Here is a 25222-nt window from a genome sequence, read left to right on the forward strand (position 1 = left end):
TCTGCGTGGGAATGCAGCCCGTGACGCTCCGCGTCACTGGACGCGGAGCGTCCCTAGAGGCATTACCACGCGGAGCGTGGGAACGATCAGTTCGCGGCATTGCCAAATCGCGGGCAAAAAAAAGCTGCCAAAACCGGCAGCAAAAACTTTAAGAACACGCGATGTATTGGCCTCAGCATAGACGCCGGATAATGACAGTGTCATGACAGCCGCAAATTCATTGAACCGCCCCTGCCCCGTCATCAGGATGTCATCAAGATTACGGCAGAATCCTCGCAAACCGTCTTGAGCCTCGCGACGGACGCTCTGCAAGGATTCCCATGAAAGACGACGCCTCGCTGTTTGCCGCCATCGACCTGGGTTCGAATGCCTTTCGCCTGATGATCGGCCAGTCGGTGCGCAGCCGCAAAGGCTTGCAGATTCAGGAAGTGAAAACCCTGCGTGAGCCGGTGCGCCTCGCTGAAGGTTTTGACGGTGGCGCGCTGGATGCGTTGGCACTGGATCGCGGCTGGCAGGCATTGGCGCGGTTCGGCAAGAAACTGCGCGGTTTCGAAGCCGGCCGGGTTCGTGCGGTGGCAACCAGCGCGGTGCGCGAGGCTGACAATGCGCAACTGTTTCTCGCCAGCGCCGAGCGGCATCTGGGCTTTCCCATCGACGTCATTTGCGGCCATGAAGAGGCGCGGCTGGTCTACGCCGGCGTGACCCACGCCTTGCCGAGCGCCGCAGACATGCGTCTGGTGGTCGACATCGGCGGCGGCTCCACCGAGCTGATCCTCGGCCAGGGCTCACAACCCTTGTTAACCGAAAGCATCGCCATCGGCAGTGGCACCTTGAGCACGCGCTTCTTTCGTGGCGGTGACGTGTCTGCCGGCGCGCTACAGGAGGCCGAACGCTTCGCCATCCTGCAGTTTGAAAAGGTTGCCCGGCGCTACCGTGCTCAGGGCTGGCAGCAGACCATCGGCTCTTCCGGCACTGCGCGCATGCTCGCCAAAGTGCTCAAGGCCAATCGCCTCAACGACTTCGGTCAGGACGGCATCACCTATGGCGGGCTGCTGCGCCTGTCGCTGCTTTTGCTGAAAGTGAACAACGTGCAACAGCTCAAGCTGGCCGGTCTGCAACCACACCGCCAGAGTATTCTGCCCGGCGGTTTGGTATTGATGCTGGCGGCATTCAAAGTGTTCGGCATTGCACAAATGCTGCCCTCCGAACCGGGCCTGCGTCTGGGCGTGTTGCACGGTTTGATGAGCCAACACTAATCCTCACCACGACAGATTCGTCTCCCCTTCAGCGGCTCGATCGACTACCATGCCGCCGTCGGTTCCCGAACGGGACTAACAGGGAATCCGAGGTGCTTGCTCAGCACTGACCGGAACTGCCCCCGCAACTGTAGGTGCCGAGCCTGCTCCACGACTGCCACTGGGTGAATCCCGGGAAGGCCGGAGCCAGGCGATGACGCATCAGTCAGGAGACCTGCCGGCACAGTGATTACTAACCGGCGGGGTGTCCGGGAAGGACATCGTGCCGTGCGCGTCTTCGTTGGCTGCCCGGCCTTGCGCTGTTTTCCTGACCGCGTTCGATGGTGTGTTTCCAGACCGTACTCTCCCGCTCCCCGTACGGTTCCCTCGGAGACTGCCCCATGCTGCTGCCCCGCATCGCCACCCTCATCACCGGCCTGACCCTTGGCGCCATGGCGCAGGCGGCCTCGACTGTCTATCCACTGACCGTCGAAAACTGCGGCAGCAGCCTGAGCTTCCAGCACGCCCCGACGCGCACCGTGACCATCGGCCAGGCCGGCACGGAAATGCTCTACGCCATGGGCCTGGGCGACAAAGTCGTCGGCACGTCGCTGTGGTTCAACAACGTGCTGGACAAGTACAAGGCGCAGAACGACAAGATCGAGCGTCTGGCTGACAACGAACCGAGTTTCGAATCGGTGATCGGCAAGCGCCCGGAACTGGTCGCCGTGGAGCTGGAATGGATGGTCGGCCCGCAAGGCGCGGTCGGCACCCGCGAGCAGTTTCATGAACTGAAGATTCCGACCTACCTGCTGCCTTCCGATTGCGAAGCCAAGGACAACCTCGTCGGCGCCGACGGCACGCGACTGGCGCCGTTTCGCATCGAGACGATTTACAAAAGCGTGAGCCAACTGGCGCAAATCTTCGATGTGCAGGAGCGTGGCCAGCAGCTCAACGACGAACTCAAGGCCAGCCTCGCCAAATCGATTGCCACCGCCCAGGGCAAACGGCTGAAGGATGCCAGCGCGCTGGTCTGGTTTTCCAGCGCCGAAATGGACATCGAGCCGTTCGTGGCCGGACATAAAGGCATTCCCGATTTCATGCTCGACACCCTCGGCGTGCGCAACGTGGTGGAGTCCGATGAAGAGTGGCCAACGGTCGGCTGGGAAACCATCGCCAAAGCCAATCCGACCTTCCTCGTCATCGCGCGCATGGACCGTCGCCGCTTCCCCGCTGACGACTATGAAAAGAAACTCGCCTTTCTGCGCAGCGACCCGGTGACGCGCAACATGGACGCGGTGAAACACAACCGCATCATCATTCTCGACGCCATGGCCATGCAGGCGAGCCTGCGCATGTTCGACGGCATCGAGCAACTGGCCACGGCCATCAACGGCTATGACCTGTCGCAATGAGTGCCAGCCTGATCCGTACGTTGCTGGCCCTGGCGACGCTGTTGATTGCAGTGGTTGCTGGCGTGGCCATTGGTGAGACCTCGATTGAACCGAGCGTGGTGATGCAAGTGCTGGCGAACAAATTGTGGGCCGCCGGGTACGCGCTCGACCCTATCGATGAAGGCATCGTCTGGAACTACCGCCTGACCCGCGCACTGGTCGCGGCGGCGTGCGGTGCCGGGTTGGCGACGTGCGGGGTGATTTTGCAGTCGCTGTTGCGCAACCCGTTGGCCGATCCGTATCTGCTGGGGATTTCTGCCGGCGCCTCGACCGGAGCGGTGATGGTGGCGCTGCTCGGTGTTGGCGCCGGGATGATCTCGCTGTCAGTCGGTGCCTTCGCCGGCGCGGTCACGGCGTTCGTGCTGGTGATTCTGCTGGCGCGGGTCAGCGGTTCGGCCAGCGGCACCGGGCAAATCATTCTTGCCGGGATCGCCGGCTCGCAGCTGTTCAATGCGCTGACGGCTTTTTTGATCACCCGCTCGGCCAGCTCCGAGCAGGCACGCGGGATCATGTTCTGGCTGCTGGGCAATCTGGGTGGTGTGCGTTGGCCGTCGGTGTGGCTGGCGGTGCCGGTGGCCGTGTTGGGGTTGGTTGTATGTCTGTGGCATCGGCGCGCGCTGGATGCGTTCACCTTTGGTGCGGACTCGGCGGCGTCTCTCGGTATTCCGGTGCGACGTGTGCAGATTCTATTGATTGGCTGCGCGGCGCTGGTGACGGCGGTGATGGTGTCTATTGTCGGTTCGATCGGTTTTGTCGGGCTGGTGATTCCCCACGCCGCGCGGCTGTTGCTCGGCACCGGTCATGCACGCCTGCTGCCGGCCAGTGCGTTGGGCGGCGCGGTGTTTCTGATTGCTGCCGATGTGTTGTCGCGCACCTTGATCAAGGGCCAGGTGATTCCCGTCGGGGTGATTACAGCATTGGTCGGTGCACCGGTGTTTGCCCTGATTCTGGTGGGTCGGAGATCGGCGCGATGAGCAGTGTTCTGAGTTGCTCCGGGTTGACCTTCAAGGTGCGCGGCGCCGAGTTGCTCAATGGTGTCAGCCTTGAGGTGCAGCGCGGCGAGACGCTGGGCATCGTCGGACCGAATGGATCGGGAAAATCCACCCTGTTGAAGTTGCTGGCCGGGCTACGTGAACCGAGCGCTGGCGAGGTCCTGCTCGAAGGTCAGCGCCTGGGCAAAATGGCCCGGCGCAGCATTGCGCAAAAGCTGGCGGTGGTCGAACAACAGGCCGACACCGACGACGGCATTCGCGTGTTCGATGCGGTGGCGTTGGGGCGCACGCCTTGGCTGTCGGCGCTGCAGCCGTGGTCGCAGGTGGACGACGCCATCGTCGAGCAGGCGTTGACTGACGTTGACGCGATGCACCTGCGCACACGCCTGTGGCGCAGCCTGTCCGGTGGTGAGCGACAACGGGTACACATTGCTCGGGCCCTGGCGCAGCGACCGCAAATCCTGTTGCTGGACGAACCGGCCAACCACCTCGACATTCAGCATCAACTGACCATCCTCAACGTGGTGCAGGCGTTGCCGGTGACCACGTTGATTGCGCTGCATGATCTTAATCAGGCGTTGAAATGCGATCGTCTGGCGGTGCTGGAGCGCGGGCGGCTGGTGGCGTTGGGCGAACCGCTGGCGGTGCTGACACCGCAGCGCTTACAGGAGACGTTCGGGGTCAGGGCGCACTATCTGACGGACCCGTTCGATGGGGCGCAGATTCTCAGATTCCACTCATGACGTTGTGCATGTGAGTGGTCTGCCAGACCGGGTCAGCGTCGACATCGATAATGTCGAAGCCTTGGCGTTGCCAGAACGCGATGGCCCCCGGCAGAAACGGATGGGTGTGCAGGTAGATCACCTCGACTCCGTCGGCGAGTGCCAAGTCTTTGAGTGATCGATATATCGCCGCGGCCAACCCTGAGCGGCGCTGCGATGGCAGGACAAACAGACGGACGATTTCCACTACTTCAAGGTCCGGATAGGGCAAGTGCGGGAAGCGCCGATCGTAAGGGAGATAGCCGATGGACGCGACGATTTGTCCTTCATGGCGAGCAATCAGAAAGCGCCCTGCCCCACGCAGATAAACCTCGGCAAAACGCGCCAGATCGTCGGGCATGCCGGTCGCGCTGAGCTTGGGGAAAAGCTCGGCGCGGGCCTTTAAGACAAAATTCAGAACTTCAGGAATGTCGGCGTCGGACACGGTCTGGATAACGGGTTGATCACTCATGTAGCGGCAAACACCTGAACTGCGGCTGACTACAGTAGCAACAGCCTCCCGGCGATGCCAAGGAAATCCCCGACTCTGAACTTCATACACAACCCTTGTAGGAGTGAGCCTGCTCGCGATAGCGGTGTGTCAGTCAACTCATTAGTGACTGATGCGACGCCATCGCGAGCAGGCTCACTCCTACAGGGGATTGTGTGTATTCCAGCTGTAGGTGTCAGGCCAGCTCTTTGCGCAGTTGGCGGGCGGCGGTGACCATGTGCACCAGTGCCGCTTCCGTCTCCGGCCAGCCACGGGTTTTCAAACCGCAATCCGGGTTGACCCACAGCCGTTCTGCCGGAATCCGCTTGGCAGCCTTGCGCAGCAGATTAGCCATTTCCGAAGCATCCGGGATGCGTGGCGAGTGGATATCGTAGACGCCCGGGCCGATGTCGTTCGGGTAAGCGAAGGCTTCGAAGGCATCCAGCAATTCCATGTCCGAACGCGAGGTTTCGATGGTGATCACATCGGCATCCATCGCCGCAATCGACTCGATCACATCGTTGAATTCGCTGTAGCACATGTGCGTGTGGATCTGCGTTTCGTCGCGCACGCCCGAGGCGCACAGACGGAACACTTCCGTCGCCCAGTCCAGATAATGCTGCCACTGCGCCTGACGCAACGGCAGACCTTCACGGAACGCCGCTTCGTCGATCTGCACGATCTTGATGCCGGCGGCTTCCAGATCCACCACTTCGTCGCGAATCGCCAGCGCCAGTTGCCGCGCCTGCACTTCACGGCTGACGTCCTCACGGGGGAACGACCACATCAGCATGGTCACCGGGCCGGTCAGCATGCCTTTCATGACCTTGTCGGTGAGGCCCTGGGCGTAGCGGATCCACTCGACAGTCATGGCTTTCGGGCGGCTGAGGTCGCCGAAGATCACTGCCGGTTTCACGCAACGCGAACCGTAACTTTGTACCCAGCCGAAACGGCTGAACACATAGCCGTCCAGTTGTTCGGCGAAATATTCGACCATGTCGTTGCGCTCGGCTTCACCGTGCACCAGCACATCGAGGCCCAGACGCTCCTGGATTTCCACGGCGTGGCGGATCTCGCTGTGCATGGCCTCGGTGTATTCGGCTTCGCTCAACTTGCCTTGTTTGAACGACTGCCGAGCGAGACGGATCGACGCGGTTTGCGGAAACGAGCCGATCGTCGTGGTCGGGAACAACGGCAGATCGAGTCCGGCGCGTTGCTTGGCAATACGCTGGGCGAACAGCGATTGACGCTGGCTGTCCTTGGCCGTAACCGCGGCGACACGGGCCTGAACGGCCGGTTTGTGAATACGCGGGGAAGCGGCACGTGCAGCCTGCACCGAGCGACTTTCAGTCAATGCACGTAGCACTTTCGGCGCCTCAGGCTCATTGACGGCATGCGCCAGAACCGCGACTTCTTCGCACTTTTGCACAGCGAAGGCCAACCAGCTTTTCAACTCGGCATCGAGCTTGTCTTCACGACCCAGATCCACCGGGCTGTGCAGCAGCGAACAGGACGGCGCCACCCACAAGCGATCACCCAGACGCTCATGGGCATGCTGCAACGTCGCCAAGGCATTTTCCAGATCGCAGCGCCAGACGTTACGGCCATTGACCACGCCCAAGGACAACACTTTATAGGCCGGCAGACGATCAAGAATGGTCGGGTACTGCTCCGGCGCGCGCACCAGATCAATGTGCAAACCGTCGACCGGCAGGTTCGCCGCCAGACCAAGATTTTCTTCCAGACCACCAAAGTAAGTAGCGAGCAGTTTTTTCAGCGGATCGCGCTGGATCTGGTTGTAGGCACGCTCGAAAGCGTTCTTCCACTCCTGCGGCAGGTCGAGCACCAGAATCGGCTCGTCGATCTGCACCCACTCGACGCCTTGGGCGGCGAGACGCGCGAAGATCTGCCCGTACAGCGGCAGCAAACGATCAAGCAATTCCAGCTTGTCGAATTCGGCACCTTTGGCCTTGCCCAGCCACAGATACGTCAGCGGACCGATGATCACCGGTTTGACGTTGTGGCCCAGCGCACGGGCTTCTTCGACTTCTTCGAAGAGTTGATCCCAGCCCAACTGGAACTGCTGATCAGCACTGAATTCAGGGACCAGGTAGTGATAGTTGGTGTCGAACCACTTGGTCATTTCCTGGGCGTGCGCACCGCCGCAGCAACTGTCGCTGACGCCACGAGCCATGCCGAACAGGGTCTGCAGATTGGCTTTGCCGTCATGCGGGCGGAAGCGCTCGGGGATAACGCCGAACATCAGCGAGTGCGTCAGCACCTGGTCATACCAGGCGAAATCGCCGACCGGGAGCAATTCGATGCCGGCGTTTTTCTGCAGGTCCCAGTGGGCCTTGCGCAGCTCACGGCCAACATCACGCAGGCCGGCCTCGTTCAGTTCTCCTTTCCAGAACGCCTCTTGCGCTTTCTTCAGTTCGCGGTCGCGACCGATGCGCGGAAATCCAAGGGAATGGGCCAGTGCCATAACAAACAACTCCAATGTTCTGTTGATGGCGGCCATTGTCGGCATCGGTCGCTAGTGAGACAAACTCAATTTAATCTTGATCAACACGAGTTTCCCTCATGATCGAATCATCGCAGCCTGTCACCTGAAGATATTGCAGAGTTGAGAGCGCGGGCGACAGCTGAGCGGTTTTTGCGGCAGTAAATTTCTTGGTAATTCAAGCTGTTCGTCGCCATGAAGACGCCCTTTGAAAACTCGATGACGCCTCCGTATAAACGCCCCCGAAAGCACCCCGGCAGGTCTTTGATTTCGATCTATCGTTAGATCGAAATGGCTGTATTTGCGACCGACTAAAGGTTGCGACAGCTGATGTCTGAGCCTATGTTGCACGCGAGTCTTTTCCCCGCGATTGGAACGCGATCAACACCACTAAGAGGTGAAGAAATGTCAAAGGAATCACGCCCTGCCGTACTTGGGCTGATCGGCAATACTCCACTGGTGCAAGTCACCCGCTTCGACACTGGGCCTTGCACGCTGTTTCTCAAACTTGAATCGCAGAACCCCGGTGGTTCGATCAAGGACCGCATCGGTCTGGCGATGATCGACGCCGCCGAGCGTGATGGTCGTCTGCAACCCGGTGGCACCATCGTTGAGGCCACCGCCGGCAACACCGGCCTGGGCCTGGCACTGGTTGGCCGCGCCAAAGGTTATCGCGTGGTGCTGGTGGTACCGGACAAAATGTCCACCGAGAAAGTCCTGCACTTGAAGGCCATGGGCGCCGAGGTGCACATCACCCGCTCCGACGTCGGCAAGGGCCATCCCGAGTATTACCAGGACGTCGCCGCCCGTTTGGCGAAAGACATTCCCGGCGCATTTTTCGCCGACCAGTTCAACAACCCGGCCAACCCACTGGCCCACGAATGCAGCACCGCGCCGGAAATCTGGGCGCAGACCGAACATGATCTGGATGCCATCGTCGTCGGTGTCGGTTCGGCCGGTACGCTGACCGGCCTGAGTCGCTTCTTCAAGCGTGTACAACCGGATCTGGAAATGGTCCTCGCCGATCCGATCGGTTCGGTGATGGCGCAATACAGCCGTGACGGCACGATGCCGACGCCCGGTTCATGGGCGGTGGAAGGCATTGGTGAAGACTTTATTCCATCGATTACCGACCTCTCCAGCGTGCGCCACGCCTACTCGATCAGTGACGAAGAAAGCTTCGATCACGCGCGTCAGTTGCTCAAGGCCGAAGGCATTCTCGGCGGCTCATCGACCGGCACCCTGCTCGCTGCCGCGTTGCGCTATTGCCGTGAACAGACCGAACCGAAACGCGTGGTCAGCTTCGTTTGCGACACCGGCACGCGCTACTTGTCGAAGGTTTACAACGACCAATGGATGACCGATCAAGGCCTGTTGCAGCGCAAGGGTTACGGTGACCTGCGCGACCTGATCGCCCGGCGCTTCGAGGACGGCCGCGTGATCAGCGTCGGCCCTGACGACACCCTGCTGACCGCGTTCCAGCGCATGCGCCTTGCGGATGTTTCGCAATTGCCGGTGCTGGTGGAAGGCAAGCAACTGGTCGGCGTGATCGACGAATCCGACATCCTCCTGCCGGTGCACGAAGACGCCGCGCGCTTCAGCCAATCGGTGTCCAGCGTGATGACCGACAAGCTGCAAACGCTTGCACCCGGCGCCAGCCTTGCTGAGCTGGAAGCGGTGCTCAGCCGTGGCCTCGTCGCCATCATCGCCGATGCATCGGGCTTCCATGGCCTGATCACCCGCACCGACATGCTCAACCAATTACGGAGATCCCTCGCATGAGTCAGCACGACGATAAATCCCAAGGCTTCGCGACCCGGGTGATCCACGCCGGGCAGACGCCAGACCCGACCACCGGCGCGCTGATGCCGCCGATCTACGCCAACTCCACGTACCTGCAAGACAGCCCCGGCGTGCACAAGGGTTTTGATTACGGGCGCTCGCACAACCCGACGCGTTTTGCCTTGGAGCGCTGCGTGGCGGATCTGGAAGGTGGCACCCGCGCATTCGCGTTCGCTTCCGGGCTGGCGACGATTTCCACGGTGCTCGAACTGATCGATGCCGGTTCGCACGTGATCTCCGGCAATGACTTGTACGGCGGCACGTTCCGCCTGTTCGACAAGGTTCGTCAGCGCAGTGCCGGACACCGTTTCAGCTACGTCGATTTGACTGACCTGGCGGCGTTCGAAGCGGCGCTGCAGGACGATACACGCCTGGTGATTGTCGAGTCACCGACCAACCCGCTGTTGAGCCTGTCGGACCTCGCCGCTATCGCCCGTATCTGCCGCGCTCGCGGGATCATCAGCGTGGCCGACAACACCTTTGCCAGTCCGTATATCCAGCGGCCGCTGGAGTTGGGTTTCGACATCGTGCTGCACTCGACCACCAAATATCTCAACGGTCACTCCGACGTGATCGGCGGCATCGCCGTGGTCGGCCAGAACGAAGAACTGGCCGAGAAGCTGGGCTTCTTGCAGAACGCCGTCGGTGCGATTGCCGGGCCGTTCGATGCGTTTCTCACCCTGCGCGGGGTGAAGACTTTGGCGCTGCGCATGGAGCGTCATTGCAGCAACGCACTGGATCTGGCGCAGTGGCTGGAGCAGCAGCCGCAGGTCAAACGCGTCTACTATCCGGGGCTGGCTTCGCATCCGCAGCATGAGTTGGCCAAGCGCCAGATGCGCGGTTTCGGCGGGATGATTTCCGTCGATCTGAACAGTGATCTGGCGGGCGCGCGGCGCTTCCTTGAGAACGTGAAGATCTTCGCATTGGCGGAAAGTCTCGGCGGCGTGGAAAGCCTGATCGAGCATCCGGCGATCATGACCCACGCGACCATTCCGGCTGATACCCGGGCGAAACTGGGCATTGGCGATGGTCTGGTGCGCCTGTCGGTTGGCGTTGAAGACGTCGAAGACCTGCGCGCCGATCTGGCGCAGGCGCTGCAATCGATCTGACCTTGCAGGAACGACAAAGCCCGCATAAAGCGGGCTTTGATGTTCGAGCAGGCGGCCAGTGCTGGTCTCTGGCTTACAAGGTTTATCGGGCTTCCCACAGTACCGGGCCAAATTGAAAAGGTACGGCCTCGGCTGCTTCACACGGCATAAGGGCTGGATCTCAGCGCGGAGATCTTTCTAACCGTGTACCTTTCGGAGCGCGCCCCACGCCCCCTTGCTATCCGATTGCGCATCAGTCTGCGTCTTCGCCTACATCTTTGAGCCTAGCAAAGGCTCGCCGACGCGGTTCAGTGTTTTTAGACTGATTCGAGCTTTGCCCGAATCGGGCAGGAAGAGAAGCGCCTAACGGCCGTCCCCCCCCCCACTGCACTAGCACATTTGTGCTAATCGACCGCCCTGTCCGCTGGCGCTATATTCCCCCGCACCCCTCGATGTTCCTCAACGTTGCCTGTTCGCAGCGTGCGGGATCGTTGTGCCTGGAAATCAGAACAACACCAAGGAAGAAACACCATGAAATCCCTGATCGCAACACTCACCCTCAGCGCCCTGTTCCTCACTGGCTGCGCCACGCCGAAACAATGGGAAGCCACCGGCGGCAGCAAAAACGATGGCGTCGTCCAGGTTTCCTATGAACTGGGCCAGTTCGAAAGCGGCCAGACCAGCGCCGAACAAGGCCTGACCGTCGCCGCGCAACGCTGCAAGACCTGGGGCTACAAAAACGCCGAAGTCACTGGTTCCGAGAAAAACATCTGCCGCACCATGGGCCAGTACAACTGCCTGCAAACCACCATCACTCAGGATTACCTGTGCAAGCGCTGAGCACGCATTAACTTGTAGGAGCTGTCGAGTGCAACGAGGCTGCGATCTTTTGATCCTGATCCTGAAAATGAAGATCAAAAGATCGCAGCGTGCCGCAGTTCCTACAGGGGTTGGATTTGCGGTCGGCGGTCGCGCAAGGTTCGCAACGTCGCGCGCAGTTCGGCCGGGCGCACCGGCTTGGACAAGATCGCGATGTGGCGGTCATGCAGGGCGGCCTGGATTTTTTCGACGTCATGTCCAGTGATGATCATTGCCGGCACTGCCCAGCCCCGCTGTTGACGCACATCGTCGATGCATTCGATGCCAGTGGCGTGGGTGCCGAGGTCATAGTCGGCGACGATGATGTCGCAATCGGTGACCAGGTCCTGAGCCGTCAACTCGGCCTGAACCACACAGCCCCAACGCTCCAATAACGCCGAAGTCGCGAGCAATACGTTGCGATCATCCTCCACCAGACACACCTTCAACCCGGTCAGCAAACCGACCTGACGTGCTTCATCACGATTGACCGTTACTTGCGGCGGCGCGGTGATCGGCAAGCCGTACAAAGTCACCGCCGTGCCCCGTCCAAGCTGCGAACGCAGGGCAACGCCGACACCGATCAACTCGCCCAGTCGCTTGACGATCGACAGCCCCAACCCGACGCCTTCGACATCCTTGTCGCGTACTTGGCGCACCCGATAAAACTCCTCGAACACCTTGGCCAGATGTTCTTCGGCGATACCGTTGCCGCGGTCATAAATCACGATGGCCAGCCCTGCCCCGTGCCGGCGCACACCGATCAGCACCGGCCGATGCGCACCATATTTGAAGCAGTTGGAAAGCACGTTCTGCACCATGGTCGCCAGCAACGCCGGATCGGTTTGCACCCAATACTCACAGGGGCGAAAACGCAACTCCACTCCAGCCCAACGTGCCGCTTCGGCGTTCTGGCGAATCAGATCTGTGAGCCATTCACCTAAATTGAAGGTTTGCAGTTTGGGCAGAACCCGGCCGTTATCGAGGGTGTACAGATCGAGAATCGAGCGGAACAGTTGCGAAACGTTGAGCAGCGATCGGTCGATGTTATCGACCAGACGCCGCTCCTCATCGCCCAACCGCGATTCCCGCAGGCACGCGGTAAACAGACCGATGGAGTGAATCGGCTGGCGCAGATCATGACTGGCCTGGGCGAGAAACCGCGACTTTTCCTGATTCGCTGCGACTGCTTCTTCGGAGGCTTTACGTGTGCGCTCCAACAGCAGATGCGCATAGAACGGGATCACCGTGCTGGTGAGCATCAGCATCAACACCATAAACGGTTGTGCCTGCCACACCGGGGTCAGGCGATAAACACACAGCAACGCCAGCAAGGCCAGCACCGTGGCAATCGCCAGATAACGCGAGCCATAGCGCATGCCGTTACCAAGGTTGACCCAGATGATCACCGCATACAGCGGCAACGCTGCCTCGCCACCGACCACCAGGCCAAAACAGGTGCCGGTGTAATCGTGGACCATGGAAAAAATCCGCCGCGCCGGGTAATGCCCCGGCCAGCGTGCAATCGCCTGACGCAAGCCGATCGAGGCCAGCAAAAACAGGATGATGTAGGTGACAACGGGCAGATAGGTATCGAGGCGCTGGCCTGGCAAAAAACCCAGTATGAGCATGTAAACCACGGCAATGCTGGCGATGATAATGCGCAGATTGGCCTGATCGAGTTCAGTGTTTTTCTCGAACTTCATGGTAAACGTCCTTGTGCGGCAATCGTCAGATTCCGAATCAGCCTACAGGCAACCTTCGCGCCCGGTGCTAAGGTGCAAGCCTTGAGCAACGCCTGACCCAGGGAGGGTCATGCCATGACCTGCCGAATTATCATAGCCGACGATCACCCGCTGTTTCGCGAAGCGATGCTGCGCACGGTACAGCGTTTGCTGCCCGAAGCCGTTATCAACGAAGCCGGCGATCTCGACGCCGTGCTGGCGCTGCTGCCGTTAGGTGATGAGCCGGACACATTGATTCTCGACCTGCGTTTCCCCGGGCTCACCTGTATCAGCCAGCTCGCCGAACTGCGTCGGCGCCTGCCGCGTACCACGCTGATTGTGGTGTCGATGGTCGATGATGAGTCGCTGATCAGCGAAGTCATGGCCGCCGGTATCGACGGTTTTATCGGCAAAAACATCGCTCCGGACGAAATCGGTCAGGCAATTCTGGCAATTCGCGAAGGTGAAGTACTGGTGAAGTTCGCGCCGTCAGGCCTGCTGCCGCTGGAAACCGGCGCCGCTCTCACGCCTCGTCAGCAAGACGTACTGCGCTTGATCGCCCAAGGCAAGACCAACAAGGAAATCGCCCGCGAACTGGAGATATCACCGTTCACGGTGCGCATTCATGTGTCTTCTTTATTGCGTACGCTGAACGTGCCCTCGCGAGCGGCCGCCGCCGTGAAATACACGGGGACTCTGTAGGCGCTCGGCAGCACCTACAGATGATCTGTGTGTTGCTGCAGCAATTCCATGGCCGCAGAGGAAAATCGGTAGGTCTTGTCACTCCCGAGCACGATCAGCCCCTCTTCCCCCAGACGCTTGAGCACTTCACGCACACTGACGAATGAAAGCTCGGGCGATGAAGACTCGACAAACGCATGCACACCATTGACCCCGATCCCATGTCCGTCGCGACCGGCCACCACCAGTGCATTGATGACTTTGAAGCGGATCAGGCTGGTGCGCAGTCCGAAGTGGCGCAGCAGTTCGCGAATATGCGTATTGGCGCTGCGATCAAACTCAAAGGCCAATGGGTTGTTCGCTGCCCGAAACGCTGAAGGTGCGTTTACAGCGCCAACGCCTGGGTGGTTAAACATGGCGAATACTCCCTTTCTGAAATGTTCAGGCGGGTTGCAGCTGCTTCCCGCCTGCCGACCACATGTCGGACAGGCAACGTGATCGTGACTTTCTATATAGAAGGTGACGACAGCGCCGCCCTTCCCGCCCCGTCAGAAATCGACCGTGGCCGACAGCTGCAAGGTCCGTGGATAACCCGGAGAGAACGCGCCGTAGGACGCCACGCCCGACCAGTACTCACGATCGAAGACGTTCTGCACGGTGGCGCGGAACGTCGTTGGCCGGCCTTCGATTTTGGTCGCATAACGCGCGCCAGCGTCGACGCGGGTCCAGGCATCCAGCTCCTGAGTGTTGGCCTGGTTGACGTACTGGCTGTCGGTGTAGATCGCCCCGCCGGTGAGGGTGAAGCCTTCAAGCCATGGCGTGTCCCATTCGGCCCATACGTTGGCTTGCACGTCCGGCACGCCAACCGGTTTGTTGCCACGGTTGGCCTTGGTCGCCGAATCGGTCAGCTCGCCGTCGAGCACGGTCACGCCACCCATCAGGCGAGTGCCCGGGGCCACTTCGCCGAACATGCTCAACTCGACACCACGGTTGCGTTGTTCGGCCTGCACTGAGAACACGTTGTCGGCACCGACTTCACCGCTCGGCTTCTCGATCTGGAACAACGCCAGAGTGGTCATGAACGTACCGTGCTCGTACTTGACGCCAATCTCATGCTGCTTGGATTCGTACGGGGCAAAGGTTTCGCCGGCGTTGGCCGCCGTGCCCGGGGCGATGTCGCCCTTGCTCAAGCCTTCGACATAATTGTAGTAGAGCGAAACGTCTTGCCAAGGCTTGACCACCACGCCAACCAGCGGGCTCGTGGCGTTGTCCTTGTATTTCGAACTGACCGCACCGGCCGCGTTGTAGTTACGCGATTCGATGTCCTGACGACGCACGCCGAGGGTCAACTGGAAGCGGTCATCGAGCATCGACATTGTGTCGGTCAACGCCACGCCGGACAGCTCCGATTCGGAAACGCGCAACACCTTTGGCGAGTTGATGTACTGCTGCGGCCTGTCGATCGGGTGGTAGATATTCGACAGGATGGCCGTGCCGTTGTTGATGCCGCGTGACAGCTCATCCTGATAACGGGTCGCCATGACCGTGGTGGTGTGAGTGATCGGGCCAGTGGCAAACACACCACGCATACCGACGTCAGCCGTCGAGCGATCAACGTTGAATTTGTAGTAGCCGGGAATGTTGCTGGTATCACCGGCGTCGTTGAGGATTCTCGGCACCTGGTCGGACAGGCGCTTGACGTCGGACTTGCCACCACCGGCATGAGCGAACACGGTGACGTTGTCGGTCAGGTCATATTCGCCACCGAGCAACGCCGACTGCTCTTTGGTGTCCGACCAGCCCCAGTCCTGCGAGTGATTGGTGCGGCCGTTCGGCGCAGACGGCACATCAACGCCCGGCGCGATGGTGAAGGGCCGCGAAGCGCCCTCCCAGCTTTCTTTCTGGCTGATGTAATCGAGGTTCAGGCGCAGACGCTCGCCGCGATAATCCAGGGCGATCGCGCCGACACCGAGGTCGCGATGCTGATCATCGACGGCGGTATCGCCACCCTGCAGGTTGCCGTTGAAACGCACGCCGAACTGGTTCTCCGAACCGAAGCGCCGGCTCAGGTCCAGATGCCCGCCCACCTGCGAGTCCGAGGCATAGGTGCCGGTGAACCGGGTCAGGTCTTCATCCAGCGGACGCTTGGGCACGATGTTGATCACGCCGCCGACGCCGCTGTTCGGCGAGATGCCGTACATCAGCGCGCCCGGCCCCTTGAGCACTTCAACGCGCTCGGCGTAGTCGGTGAACACCCGATAATTCGGCGCGACACCGTAGACGCCGTCGAACGCCAGCTCACCAAGGTTGCCTTCGCCAATCGGGAAGCCACGGATGAAAAACGAGTCGACGATACCACCAGTCTGCCCGGTCGAGCGTACTGAGGGATCACGTTCCAGCGCATCGGCGACGGTCACGGTTTGCAGATCGGCGAGGGTTTTGGCGGTGTAACTGGTGACGCTGAACGGCGTGTCCATCACGTCTTTGTTGCCCAGCATGCCCAGCCGTGCGCCGCGCGCCACCTGACCACCGGCGAGGGTTTCCGGCAACGCGGTCGCGCCGTTGTAACGGGCGTTGACGTTGGTGGTGTCGAGGGTCAGCGCGTCCGGCGCGGCGTTCGCAGTCGGGTCGGCGGCAACGCCTGTTTGCTCGGGGCTGGCGGCCCAAGCGTTGGCGCTTCCTGCGACCAAAACGAAATTCAGCATGGCGGTACGCACGGCGAGTGTTAACACCCGCTCACCGCAAGGACGACTGACAACAGGCATGACGTGAGGATCCTTTTCATCGAGGGAAAATGGTAATCACTCCTATTGCCAGTCGATCTGCGAAAAAGTATCACCCGCAGTAAAGTTTTTTTCCGTCGCCTGATCAGGGTCAGGCGTAGAGGCGCTCCAGCGGAATCGCGACCACCGGCAGCGCGGGGTCAAACGCGTGCCGGGTGGTCTTGTACGGAAAAATCTCGCCGCAGGCGATGGTGGTGAAAATCCGCGCCACCTCGAACGCCTGCCCGGTCTGCCAATGCCGCACACAGACGCGCGGATCGGAGTAGTCGAGCTGGATGCACGGCACCCGTCTCAAGCCCAACTGCAACGCCGCGGTGAAACGGTGATTGCCGTCCATCACGATGCCGCGCGAACGCTCGACGATGATCGGTTCCAGCCAATGCCCGGCGCGGACAATCGACTCGCGCAGCAGCGTCACGTTGGCCGGATCAACCTGCTCCGACTGCAACACTTCGCACAGTGGTCGCAGCGCAATCTGATAACCGTGGTCCATGGTGATCTCCTGATTCGCCGGGGATTTCAGCAGGCATCGGCGCGGGCAACCGGCGCATGCTGACTGGCCACATCGAGCAGGCGCTGGGCGTGTTCGATCAGCGGCAAGTCGACCATCTCGCCGTCCACTTGCACCGCATGGCTGCCCGTGGCCACCGCTCGCATCACGCGGTCGGCCCACGCCAGTTGGCGCGAATCCGGCAGGAAGGCGCGCTGCACCGTGGCGAGTTGCCCGGGATGGATGCACAGCTTGGCGCCGAAGCCCAGCGAACGCGCGTATTGCGCGTCTTGGGCAACCACCGCCAAGTCGCTGATCGCCGGCGTCACGCCATCGATCGGCGACGGCAGATCCGCCGTGCGCGACGCCAGCACGATGCGGTTGCGGGCAAACAGAAACGCCTCGGGCACCTGGCTGCAGTTGATATCGAGCGAGAAATCCAGCGAGCCAAACGCCAGCCGCGCCACGCCCGCAATCGCAGCGATCGACTCGACCTGCTGCAGGCCTTTGGCGGTCTCGATGATCGCGACGATCGCCAGCCTCGGTTGCCACTCCAGCAAGCGCTCGACCGCCCGCGCCAGCGTCTCGGGACATTCGGCCTTGGGCAGGAAAATCCCGCTGCAACGCTCGGGGTAACGCAGGTCGCTGAGCCAGCTCAGGTCCTGGCGAAACAGCGAACTGCTGACGCTGTTGAGGCGGATGTAACGCTCACAAGCAACGCTCGGCGTTTTCTCCTGCCACGCCTGGATGGCGTCACGGGCGGCGACTTTGCTGTCCGGATGTACGGCGTCTTCGAGGTCGAGAATGATCGCGTCCGGGCCCGCTTCGCAGGCTTTGGAAAAACGCTCGGGACGGTTGCCCGGCACGAACAGGTAGCTGATCGCGAGTGGCGCTTTGCGGCTGAGTCGATCGGATTGCATGGCGTTGCTCCTTTGACGTGAACCCGTCGTGGTTTTTGAAAATTTTCAGGCCCGTTCAACGGCAGATTTGCCTGCCGTGCCGGGGCTTATCGCAACAGCCCTTAACGCCTTATTGATCAAGCAATTAAGAGACTTTTTAATCTCGGGACGAACGAGTCCTTGAGCGTGTAAATGCACGTTCATGGATTCGCCTGAAACAGGTCTTTATTGAAAAATATTTGAAAACCTTACTTGATAATCGTTCCTGTTCGCAATATTGTTCACGCCGCCAAGAGGAACTATTCTCGTTTCAAAGCAAGTCATCGGTATCTGCAAAAGTACCTGTCAGTGATATCACTTAAACATCAGCTACAGGCTGCTACAGGGCAATGGCCAGCAACTAATGGCCATTCAATACATCCGCACAAACCTTATGGAATGGGGTTCTCATGCAATTATTTTGTGAACCATTTATTACGATCATTGCTACAGATCCAATAGCGGATTTCACTTGGCACCCGCCTCCCGGTTGTTTAAAGCCTCGACGCTGACGAGCAAAAAAAGACGACCCGCATCGATAACGATCGATGATCGGACTATCAATGGCGACGCAACTTTCGACGCTATGGGTTAACTATGCCTACAACAAATAAATCTGCTGTTGAACAGCCGTATAAAGTTCATCACCCGGAAATGTTAACGCCGCTGATCGACCCGGTTATTGCCACGTTTATCAACAAGTTCCCGAACAAACTTGCAGACTTGGTGGAACAACAGGGCTCGCCGTTAAATCTGGTCTGGCCCCATGCGTTTGAATTAAACACGCAAGCGCTGCTGAACGTGTTGAAGCAATACCAGGTTCCCCATGCCATTTTCTACGGGGCCAAGGCCAACAAGTCGCAAAGTATGCTCGGCGCTGCAGCGAATTCGGGGATCGGCGTCGATGTGTCGAGCATCCACGAGTTGAATGCTGCCCTGCGCGCAGGTGTGCCGGGCACCAGAATCTGCGCCACAGGACCGGCCAAAACAGCCGTTTTCCATCAAGCGCTGATCAGCGCCGGTTCATTGATTTGTGTGGATTCGCTGGAGGAATTCGATCACCTGCATTGCGTGCTCCCACCACAACCAGGTCCGACGAAAACCAGAGTTTTACTGCGTTACAGACCAAAAAGCAGTCAGAACAGCCGATTCGGAATGGGTTCGAAAGACCTGCTGCAATGCCTGCAACGGTTGGCAGAAAAACCTGAACTTTTTCATTTTGAAGGTTTCCATTTTCACCTCGGCGGCTATGGATTCGAATCCCGCGCACAGGCCTTTCGTGAGGTCAGCGGATTTATCGAGGCGGCCAGGGAAATGGGCTTGAATCCGCAGATGATCGACATCGGTGGCGGCTTGCCGATTCGCTATGTCGAACCTGAGACCTACGCTCAGTTCCTGCAAAATGACAATAACCCGAGCCACTATGACAACCAGAAAGTTCCCGCCACTTATTATCCTTACGGCAGTGAACTGACCGCGACACAATGGCTGACGTTATTACTCGAAGCCGAGCATTCTCACGGCTTGTCGATTGCCAATTACTTGAAGACCCAGCAAATAACACTGGCACTCGAGCCGGGCCGAAGCCTGGTCGATCAAGCCGCCATTTCAATCTTTCGCGTCACGCGCAGCAAACAATTGGCTGACAATAAAACTGTAATCTTCGTTGAGGGCAGCAGTTTCAGCGCTTGCGAAACCTGGTTTGCCTCGGAATATCTGCTAGATCCAATACTTGTCAGCACCAAACAACAGCCAAACACCCCGACTCAGGCTTATATCGCCGGCCATAGTTGCCTGGACGATGACGTCATCACCCATCGCCTGATCAACTTTGCAACGGCACCGCAAGCCGGTGACTTATTGATTTATATCAACACCGCCGGTTACCAGATGGACTTGCTGGAAAACGAGTTTCATCGCCATCCCCTGCCCCGGCGGCTGATGGCGACCTGTTGTACGGAAGGTAACTATGCGTTTTCACCTGACTACTAAAGGGAACAATTGCAATGATCTTGAATAAAGTCTCTGACCTTATCGGTAATACACCGATGTTGGGCATCGATGTTCCGGATACCAACGCGCGTTTGTTGTTGAAGATTGAAAAGAACAATCCCGGCGGCAGCATCAAAGACCGCATGGCGCGCAACATGGTGCTGGCCGCGCTCAAGTCCGGTCGCTTGAAACCCGGCGGCGTGGTGGTTGAGTCATCGTCGGGCAATACCGGGATTGGCCTGGCCATGGCGGCGGTCGAGTTTGGTCTGCATTTCATCGCCGTGGTCGATCACCACGCCGCGCAAGACAAGATCGCCGTGATGAAGGCCCTCGGTGCCGACATTCGTTTCGTCAAAGGCACTTATCGCGAAGATGAAGTCGCGGTGGTCGAGCGGCAACAGATGGCCGCCGAACTGGCGAGCGAGATTCCCGGCGCGGTGTTCATGAACCAGTCCGACAATGCGGCCAATGCCGGCGGCTACAGCGATTTCGTCCGCGAAACCATCGCGCAGGCTGAAGGCGTGGTCGGCGCTTACGTCGGTTGCGTCGGCACCGGCGGTTCGATGACCGGCATCGCACGCGGCTTGAAAGTGCACAACCCGGACACCGTCACCGTCGCGGTGGAACCGGCCGGTTCGATTGTCTTCGGCCACCCCGGCTACCCGTACTACCAATCCGGCACCGGTACGCCGGCCGGCGACACCGTGGGTCTGGTGCTCGACTACAGCTGCATCGATCTGGGCGTGCAAGTCACCGATTCGCAGGCATTCGAAACCGCCCGCTACATCGCGCGCAACTTCGCCCTGCTGGTCGGCGGCTCGACCGGTGGTGCGATTTTCAAGGCACTGGAGCTGATCCACAAAGGCGTGCTGACCGGCAACGTCGTGGTGCCGATCGCCGACGGCGGCGAGAAATACCTGCACACCGTGTTCGACGACCAATGGCTGCAGGAGCGCGATCTGATCGACCCGAGCATCGCCCCGCAACTGGATGCCTGGCTGGGCAAGACCCACTGGCTGGACTCTGTTTCCGCGCCGCTGCAACTGAGCGTCGCATGACCCACCCTTCACACAGGAACGCCTCTCGATGAATCTGTTGAAAGTCGCCATCTGTGGTGGCGGCAGGACCGGCCATCTCAACGCCATCCTGTTCAAGCAGCTACCCAATGTTCAGGTTTCGATGCACACCCATAATCAGGAGGTCATCGAACAACACGCTCGCCAGACGCCGATGCAGGCCTTGTTGCCGGACGGCTCGTCGCTGAGCGCCCGACTCGATCGGGTGACCAGCGACGCGAAAGCCGCGGTGGAAGATGCCGACATCGTCATCATCACTGTGCCGGCCCATGCGCGCCCGCAAACATTGAAAGATATCGCGCCGCATCTGACCACCAGCAAACCGGTGTTCATCGGCGCTATTCCAGGCTTCTGCGGTTTCGACTGGCTGGCCGAAGCCACCCTGCCCGACCGGCCGAATGTGGTGATCTGGGGCATGAAAGATGTGCCGCACACGGCGTTCGAATTGACCCCGGGACGCTCGATCAAAATGGGCGGCGGCAAAAGCCAGTTGTACGTCGCGACCCACGCCCGGGAGCCACAAACCGCGCGCCGCCAATTGGAAAAAATACTCACGCGGCTGTACGGCCCGTGCGTGACGATGCTCGAGCACTTTCTGGAAATCACCCTGACGCCGGGCAACCCGATCATGCACAGCTCGGTGATCTACGGCCTCATCGGCCCCTACGGCCAGTGGCACCGCAAGATCTTCCCGCAGCGCATGTGCTGGTGGACCGAATGCCCGGAACTCGGCGCCTATTTCCTTGAACGCATGGATCAGGAAAGCCAGCAACTGTGCGCGGTGATCAGCCAGCGCCTGGGCATCGACCTGTCTTCGGTGAAATCGCTGAAACAGGAAATCGTCGAGGCCTACGGCGAGCAGATTCGCGACCCGAGCAGCATGCTGTCGATCCTGCGCACCAATCAGGCCTACAACGACATCCTTGCGCCGATGGTGCCGGCTGCCGACAACCGCGCCGGTTACGTGATCGAGCGCGAGAGCCGCGCCTTCAACGAAGACGTCGCCTACGGCCTGGTGCTGCTGGTGGAAATGGCCAAACGCTTCGACCTCAAGGTGCCTTACATCGAGGAAGTCCTGCAGTGGAGCGTGGCCTACATGAAAGGCCTGCGCGGCTCGGCACTCGACTATTTCCCGCGCCAATGGCCGCACACGACAAGCGCCGCCGCTTGATCTTCTTACTCAATTTTCGACGAGCAGACCGCTGATATGGATGACCTCAAGACACTGATCGCCTACTCCCGCAAAAACGCCATGCGCCGTCTGGTGCGCTGCCTGTTTGCGGAAAACATCCTCGACCGTTCGGCCCTGAGCTTTTCCGTCGAGGGCAACCAGGCCACGTATCCGCTCAAGGGCGGCCGCGCCCACCTGGCTTTTTCCGACATCGCCAAAGGCCCGGCCGATACCGTGGTCAACGACGGCGACGTGGTGTTGGTCACCGATGAAGGCGTGCGCCAGGTGATCACCAGCCACCAGGACATGCTCGATGTGCTGCGCGACAGTTTCGACTTCGCCCCGACCGACGAAGGCGTGGCCGGGCTCAAGTCCGACATGGAAAACAGCCTGAGCAACGACGCCCACGCCCGTCAGCATCGCCAGCATTGGAACGCCCGACTGGCACAAGCCGCCAAGGATCAAGGACTGCACAGCTTCACTGATTACTTGCGCCAGCACGCCAAAACCAAGGACGCCGCGATCCTGCTCGACCAGTGGGGTTCACTGGAAGGTCACCCGTATTACCCGACCTGGAAAGCCCGCCCGGGCCTGACCGATGAAGAGGTCGAGCAACTGTCGCCCGAGTTCAACGCACAGGTGCCCCTGCGCATCGCCGCACTGCGCGCCGACAACGCGAAAAGCGAAAGCATGCCGCACGTGATCGATTACCGCGCCTGGTTCGCCGAGCATTTCCCGACGCAATGGGCGCAATGGAAAGCCTCGCTCAACAGCAAGGGGCTGGACGAAAACCAATGGCTGCCCTTGCCGATCCACAGCTGGCATTTACAAGCCTACGTGCTGGAAACCTTCGCGCAGGAAATCGCCGACGGCATTCTGATCACCGATGGCCCGGACCTGCCAACCCTGCCGACCATGTCCTATCGCACAATGATGCCGGTACTGGACGAATCCGCACCGCTGATCAAACTGCCCATCGCTGTGTGGATGACCAGCGAACTGCGCAGCCTGCAAGCCAAGTCGATTCACATGGGCCCGCGCATCAGCACGGTGATCAGCAAGATTCTCGAGACGGAAAACGGCTTCGATCAGCGCCTGGAAATCTTCCCGGAAGAAATCGGCGTGCGTTACAAAAACGCGGTGACGCAGGACGATCACCCGGGCCGTCATCTGTCCGTGGTGTATCGCGCCAGTGCGCCTGCATTCGAACGCAACGATGAGTGCCTGCCGATAACCGTGGCTTCACTGTTCACCCGTTTGCCCGGCAGCGGTCGTCCGCTGTTCACCGATCTGATTGAACGTGACGGTGTGCGCGCCAATGCTGCGCAGGTCGAGAACTGGTTCCGCGAGTACGCGAAGGTGGTGACTCACCCGGTGGTGGCGATCTACTTGATGTACGGCATCGGCCTTGAGGCGCACCAGCAAAACACCATGGTGCTGTTCTCCCCGGACGGCAAAGCACGTAGTCTGCTGATCCGCGATTTCGGTGATGGCCGCACTTACGCGCCGTTGCTCGAGGGCCGTGGTTACAGCCTGCAACCACACGTGCAGCCGGGTATTCTGCCGACAGTGTTCTCCGGTGATATCGAGCCGGTGCGCATGTTTGTGCTCGACGCGGCGTTCCTCACGCACCTGCATGAAATGGCCCTGTGGCTGACCAAGGAATACGCTTTCAACAACACACGGCTATGGCAAATCTTGCGCGAAGAAACCGACCTCGCCTTCGAAGCGGTGCGTGACCGCGTCGCGGCAGACGTGTGGGAAACCGAGCACAAGGCGTTCGTCGAAGAGCCATGGCCAACCCGTTCGCTGTTGCGCATGCACTTGATGCAATACAGCAACTATCGTTTGCAACACACCCTGACCAACCCGCTCGCTAGCGTTTAACCGAGGCTGACTCATGTCCCAAGCAGGTGCCATCCAGGGTTCGAGAGTAAGAATCCTGATTTATCTTCTATTTGCGATCCAGTTGGTATCGATGGGCGCGATGGAAATGAGCGGGCCGTTCTGGCCTGTCCACCTGCGTGGGCTGACGACCTCCGAGTCGCTTTTCAGCTTCGCCAGCATCGCCGTGTACGTCGGGCCGATGCTGGGCATTATTCTCACCAGTGCATTCTGGGGCCGGATCGGCGATCGCTACGGCCACAAGTTGATGATGATCCGCGCCCTCGCCGGCTTGTCGTTGACCCAGCTTGGGCTGGCCCTGTTCAGTGATATCTGGATCATTCTGATCCTGCGTTTTCTGCAAGGCGCGTTTGCCGGCTATATCGCGCCGGCACAGGCCTATGGCGTCAGCATTGAAGCGCCGTCGCGGCGCGCACGGCTGTTCGCCATTCTGCAAATCTCGACCAATGTCGGCTCGCTGCTGGGTGCGGTGGTCGGCGGCTTGATCCTCGATTACGCGACGTTCTTCTGGATCAACATCATCGCTTCGGCGCTGTGTGCGGTGTGTACCGTGATCGCCGCCGTGACCTTGCCGGACGTGCCGCCGGTGAAGAAAGCCGTGGTCGTCGACAAAACTGCGCCGGCGCGTTCCGGCAGCCTCTGGCAAGGCTCGCCATTGCTGTCGCTGCTCGGTGTGATGGGCATTCTGTTGCTGGCGCGGATGCTGCCGCAGACCTCGTTTTCGCTGTATGTCAGCTCGGTGTTCGAGGTCAGCAATTCGGTGGTCGGCCTCTGCTACGGCTTGCTGGCGCTGGGCTTCATTCTGTCGGCAACGGCGTGGTCGCGTTATTTCGAACAGCGTGGTCAGCAGGACACCTTGCAGCGCATGACTTACGTGGTCATCGGCTGCATCGTCCTCACTGCGGTGGCAGGCGTCACCCACAACCCGGTGGTGTTCGTCATTGCCTACTTCATCTGGGGCGTACTGCTGGGTGCAACCACACCGGTGTTGATGGCGCTGATCTCGAAGACCGCCGATAGCTCGCAACAGGGTCATGTACTGGGCATCGCTCAGGGCACTGCGCAATTCGCTTCGATTGCGGGGATTTCCGCCGGCGGCCTGCTCAGTCAGGTCTACGGTTTGCAGTACACCTATCTGTTTGTTTGCCTCGCTTACGTCGTCGCACTGATCCCGATCGTCGCGTTGCGCTACTGGCCGGCGGCGATGCAAGCAAGCCCTGCCCCGGACGGGGAATGATC

General features: G+C 60.0%; 21 protein-coding genes and 1 riboswitch. Of the genes, 13 read left to right on the plus strand and 8 right to left on the minus strand.

From position 1 onward, the window contains the following. Positions 1–33 precede the first annotated feature (33 nt). Positions 34–312: a hypothetical protein gene (locus KBP52_RS05705; protein WP_212622312.1), complete on the minus strand. Its 279-nt coding sequence runs from the start codon at positions 310–312 to the stop codon at positions 34–36. Between the two features lie 8 nt (positions 313–320). Between KBP52_RS05705 and KBP52_RS05710 the strand changes: the two genes are divergently transcribed. The 4 genes from KBP52_RS05710 to KBP52_RS05725 all read left to right on the plus strand — a co-directional run bounded on the left by KBP52_RS05710 (position 321) and on the right by KBP52_RS05725 (position 4424). Next, positions 321–1256, plus strand: a complete 936-nt coding sequence (locus tag KBP52_RS05710; RefSeq protein WP_212622313.1) for a Ppx/GppA family phosphatase — start codon at positions 321–323, stop codon at positions 1254–1256. A 42-nt stretch (positions 1257–1298) separates the two neighbouring features. Then, positions 1299–1493, plus strand: a riboswitch (cobalamin riboswitch). 143 nt (positions 1494–1636) lie between these two features. Then, complete coding sequence (locus KBP52_RS05715; RefSeq protein WP_212622314.1) at positions 1637–2650, plus strand: ABC transporter substrate-binding protein; 1014 nt, start codon at positions 1637–1639, stop codon at positions 2648–2650. An 8-nt stretch (positions 2651–2658) separates the two neighbouring features. Further along, positions 2659–3663, plus strand: coding sequence for an iron ABC transporter permease (locus tag KBP52_RS05720; RefSeq protein ID WP_177412547.1), 1005 nt, complete (start codon positions 2659–2661; stop codon positions 3661–3663). Continuing rightward, positions 3660–4424, plus strand: a complete 765-nt coding sequence (locus KBP52_RS05725; protein WP_212622315.1) for an ABC transporter ATP-binding protein — start codon at positions 3660–3662, stop codon at positions 4422–4424. Before KBP52_RS05720 ends, KBP52_RS05725 begins: the two co-directional genes overlap by 4 nt. Here the strand turns inward: KBP52_RS05725 and KBP52_RS05730 are convergent. Further along, the gene (locus KBP52_RS05730) at positions 4408–4914 is read right to left on the minus strand and encodes a GNAT family N-acetyltransferase (RefSeq protein WP_212622316.1); all 507 of its coding nucleotides are present in this window, start codon (positions 4912–4914) and stop codon (positions 4408–4410) included. The genes KBP52_RS05725 and KBP52_RS05730 overlap by 17 nt on opposite strands. 214 nt (positions 4915–5128) lie before the next feature. Next, positions 5129–7417: a 5-methyltetrahydropteroyltriglutamate--homocysteine S-methyltransferase gene (gene metE, locus KBP52_RS05735; RefSeq protein ID WP_212622317.1), complete on the minus strand. Its 2289-nt coding sequence runs from the start codon at positions 7415–7417 to the stop codon at positions 5129–5131. 423 nt (positions 7418–7840) lie between these two features. Here metE and KBP52_RS05740 point away from each other — a divergent pair, with 423 nt between their 5' ends. The 3 genes from KBP52_RS05740 to yecR all read left to right on the plus strand — a co-directional run bounded on the left by KBP52_RS05740 (position 7841) and on the right by yecR (position 11205). Beyond that, the gene (locus KBP52_RS05740) at positions 7841–9217 is read left to right on the plus strand and encodes a pyridoxal-phosphate dependent enzyme (RefSeq protein WP_077573278.1); all 1377 of its coding nucleotides are present in this window, start codon (positions 7841–7843) and stop codon (positions 9215–9217) included. Beyond that, entirely contained in the window at positions 9214–10386 is a 1173-nt protein-coding gene (locus tag KBP52_RS05745) for a cystathionine gamma-synthase (RefSeq protein WP_137218167.1), read from the plus strand. Before KBP52_RS05740 ends, KBP52_RS05745 begins: the two co-directional genes overlap by 4 nt. Positions 10387–10896: 510 nt before the next feature. Beyond that, entirely contained in the window at positions 10897–11205 is a 309-nt protein-coding gene (gene yecR, locus KBP52_RS05750) for a YecR family lipoprotein (protein ID WP_008082757.1), read from the plus strand. 101 nt (positions 11206–11306) lie between these two features. On the opposite strand, the gene KBP52_RS05755 is transcribed toward yecR, so the two are convergent. Continuing rightward, positions 11307–12929 (minus strand): hybrid sensor histidine kinase/response regulator, encoded by a 1623-nt coding sequence (locus KBP52_RS05755; protein WP_212622318.1) that lies wholly within the window; start codon positions 12927–12929, stop codon positions 11307–11309. Positions 12930–13043: 114 nt separating this feature from the next. Between KBP52_RS05755 and KBP52_RS05760 the strand changes: the two genes are divergently transcribed. Next, on the plus strand, positions 13044–13649 hold the full coding sequence (locus KBP52_RS05760) for a response regulator transcription factor (RefSeq protein ID WP_212622319.1): 606 nt from the start codon (positions 13044–13046) through the stop codon (positions 13647–13649). Between the two features lie 14 nt (positions 13650–13663). On the opposite strand, the gene KBP52_RS05765 is transcribed toward KBP52_RS05760, so the two are convergent. The 4 genes from KBP52_RS05765 to KBP52_RS05780 all read right to left on the minus strand — a co-directional run bounded on the left by KBP52_RS05765 (position 13664) and on the right by KBP52_RS05780 (position 17821). Continuing rightward, entirely contained in the window at positions 13664–14044 is a 381-nt protein-coding gene (locus KBP52_RS05765) for a fe2+ zn2+ uptake regulation protein (RefSeq protein WP_212622320.1), read from the minus strand. Positions 14045–14176: 132 nt separating this feature from the next. Continuing rightward, positions 14177–16393: a TonB-dependent siderophore receptor gene (locus KBP52_RS05770; protein ID WP_212622321.1), complete on the minus strand. Its 2217-nt coding sequence runs from the start codon at positions 16391–16393 to the stop codon at positions 14177–14179. A 109-nt stretch (positions 16394–16502) separates the two neighbouring features. Continuing rightward, positions 16503–16904 (minus strand): ParB N-terminal domain-containing protein, encoded by a 402-nt coding sequence (locus tag KBP52_RS05775; protein ID WP_212622322.1) that lies wholly within the window; start codon positions 16902–16904, stop codon positions 16503–16505. Between the two features lie 26 nt (positions 16905–16930). Next, positions 16931–17821, minus strand: a complete 891-nt coding sequence (locus KBP52_RS05780; RefSeq protein WP_077573285.1) for a CoA ester lyase — start codon at positions 17819–17821, stop codon at positions 16931–16933. 615 nt (positions 17822–18436) lie between these two features. Between KBP52_RS05780 and KBP52_RS05785 the strand changes: the two genes are divergently transcribed. Genes KBP52_RS05785 through KBP52_RS05805 form a run of 5 tightly spaced genes read left to right on the plus strand, consistent with a single transcriptional unit; the run spans position 18437 to position 25220 of the window. After that, positions 18437–19831, plus strand: coding sequence for a Y4yA family PLP-dependent enzyme (locus KBP52_RS05785; RefSeq protein ID WP_212622323.1), 1395 nt, complete (start codon positions 18437–18439; stop codon positions 19829–19831). A 14-nt stretch (positions 19832–19845) separates the two neighbouring features. Beyond that, positions 19846–20889 carry a cysteine synthase family protein gene (locus tag KBP52_RS05790; RefSeq protein WP_212622324.1) on the plus strand — a complete coding sequence of 348 codons (1044 nt, stop codon included), beginning with the start codon at positions 19846–19848 and terminating at the stop codon, positions 20887–20889. Between the two features lie 28 nt (positions 20890–20917). Next, positions 20918–22078, plus strand: a complete 1161-nt coding sequence (locus KBP52_RS05795; RefSeq protein ID WP_212622325.1) for an NAD/NADP-dependent octopine/nopaline dehydrogenase family protein — start codon at positions 20918–20920, stop codon at positions 22076–22078. A 36-nt stretch (positions 22079–22114) separates the two neighbouring features. After that, positions 22115–23965, plus strand: coding sequence for an IucA/IucC family siderophore biosynthesis protein (locus KBP52_RS05800; protein WP_212622326.1), 1851 nt, complete (start codon positions 22115–22117; stop codon positions 23963–23965). A gap of 13 nt (positions 23966–23978) precedes the next feature. Further along, positions 23979–25220 (plus strand): MFS transporter, encoded by a 1242-nt coding sequence (locus KBP52_RS05805; RefSeq protein WP_212622327.1) that lies wholly within the window; start codon positions 23979–23981, stop codon positions 25218–25220. Positions 25221–25222: the final 2 nt, after the last annotated feature.

Source organism: Pseudomonas sp. SCA2728.1_7, from assembly GCF_018138145.1.
GTDB classification, from domain to species: Bacteria; Pseudomonadota; Gammaproteobacteria; order Pseudomonadales; family Pseudomonadaceae; genus Aquipseudomonas; species Aquipseudomonas koreensis_A.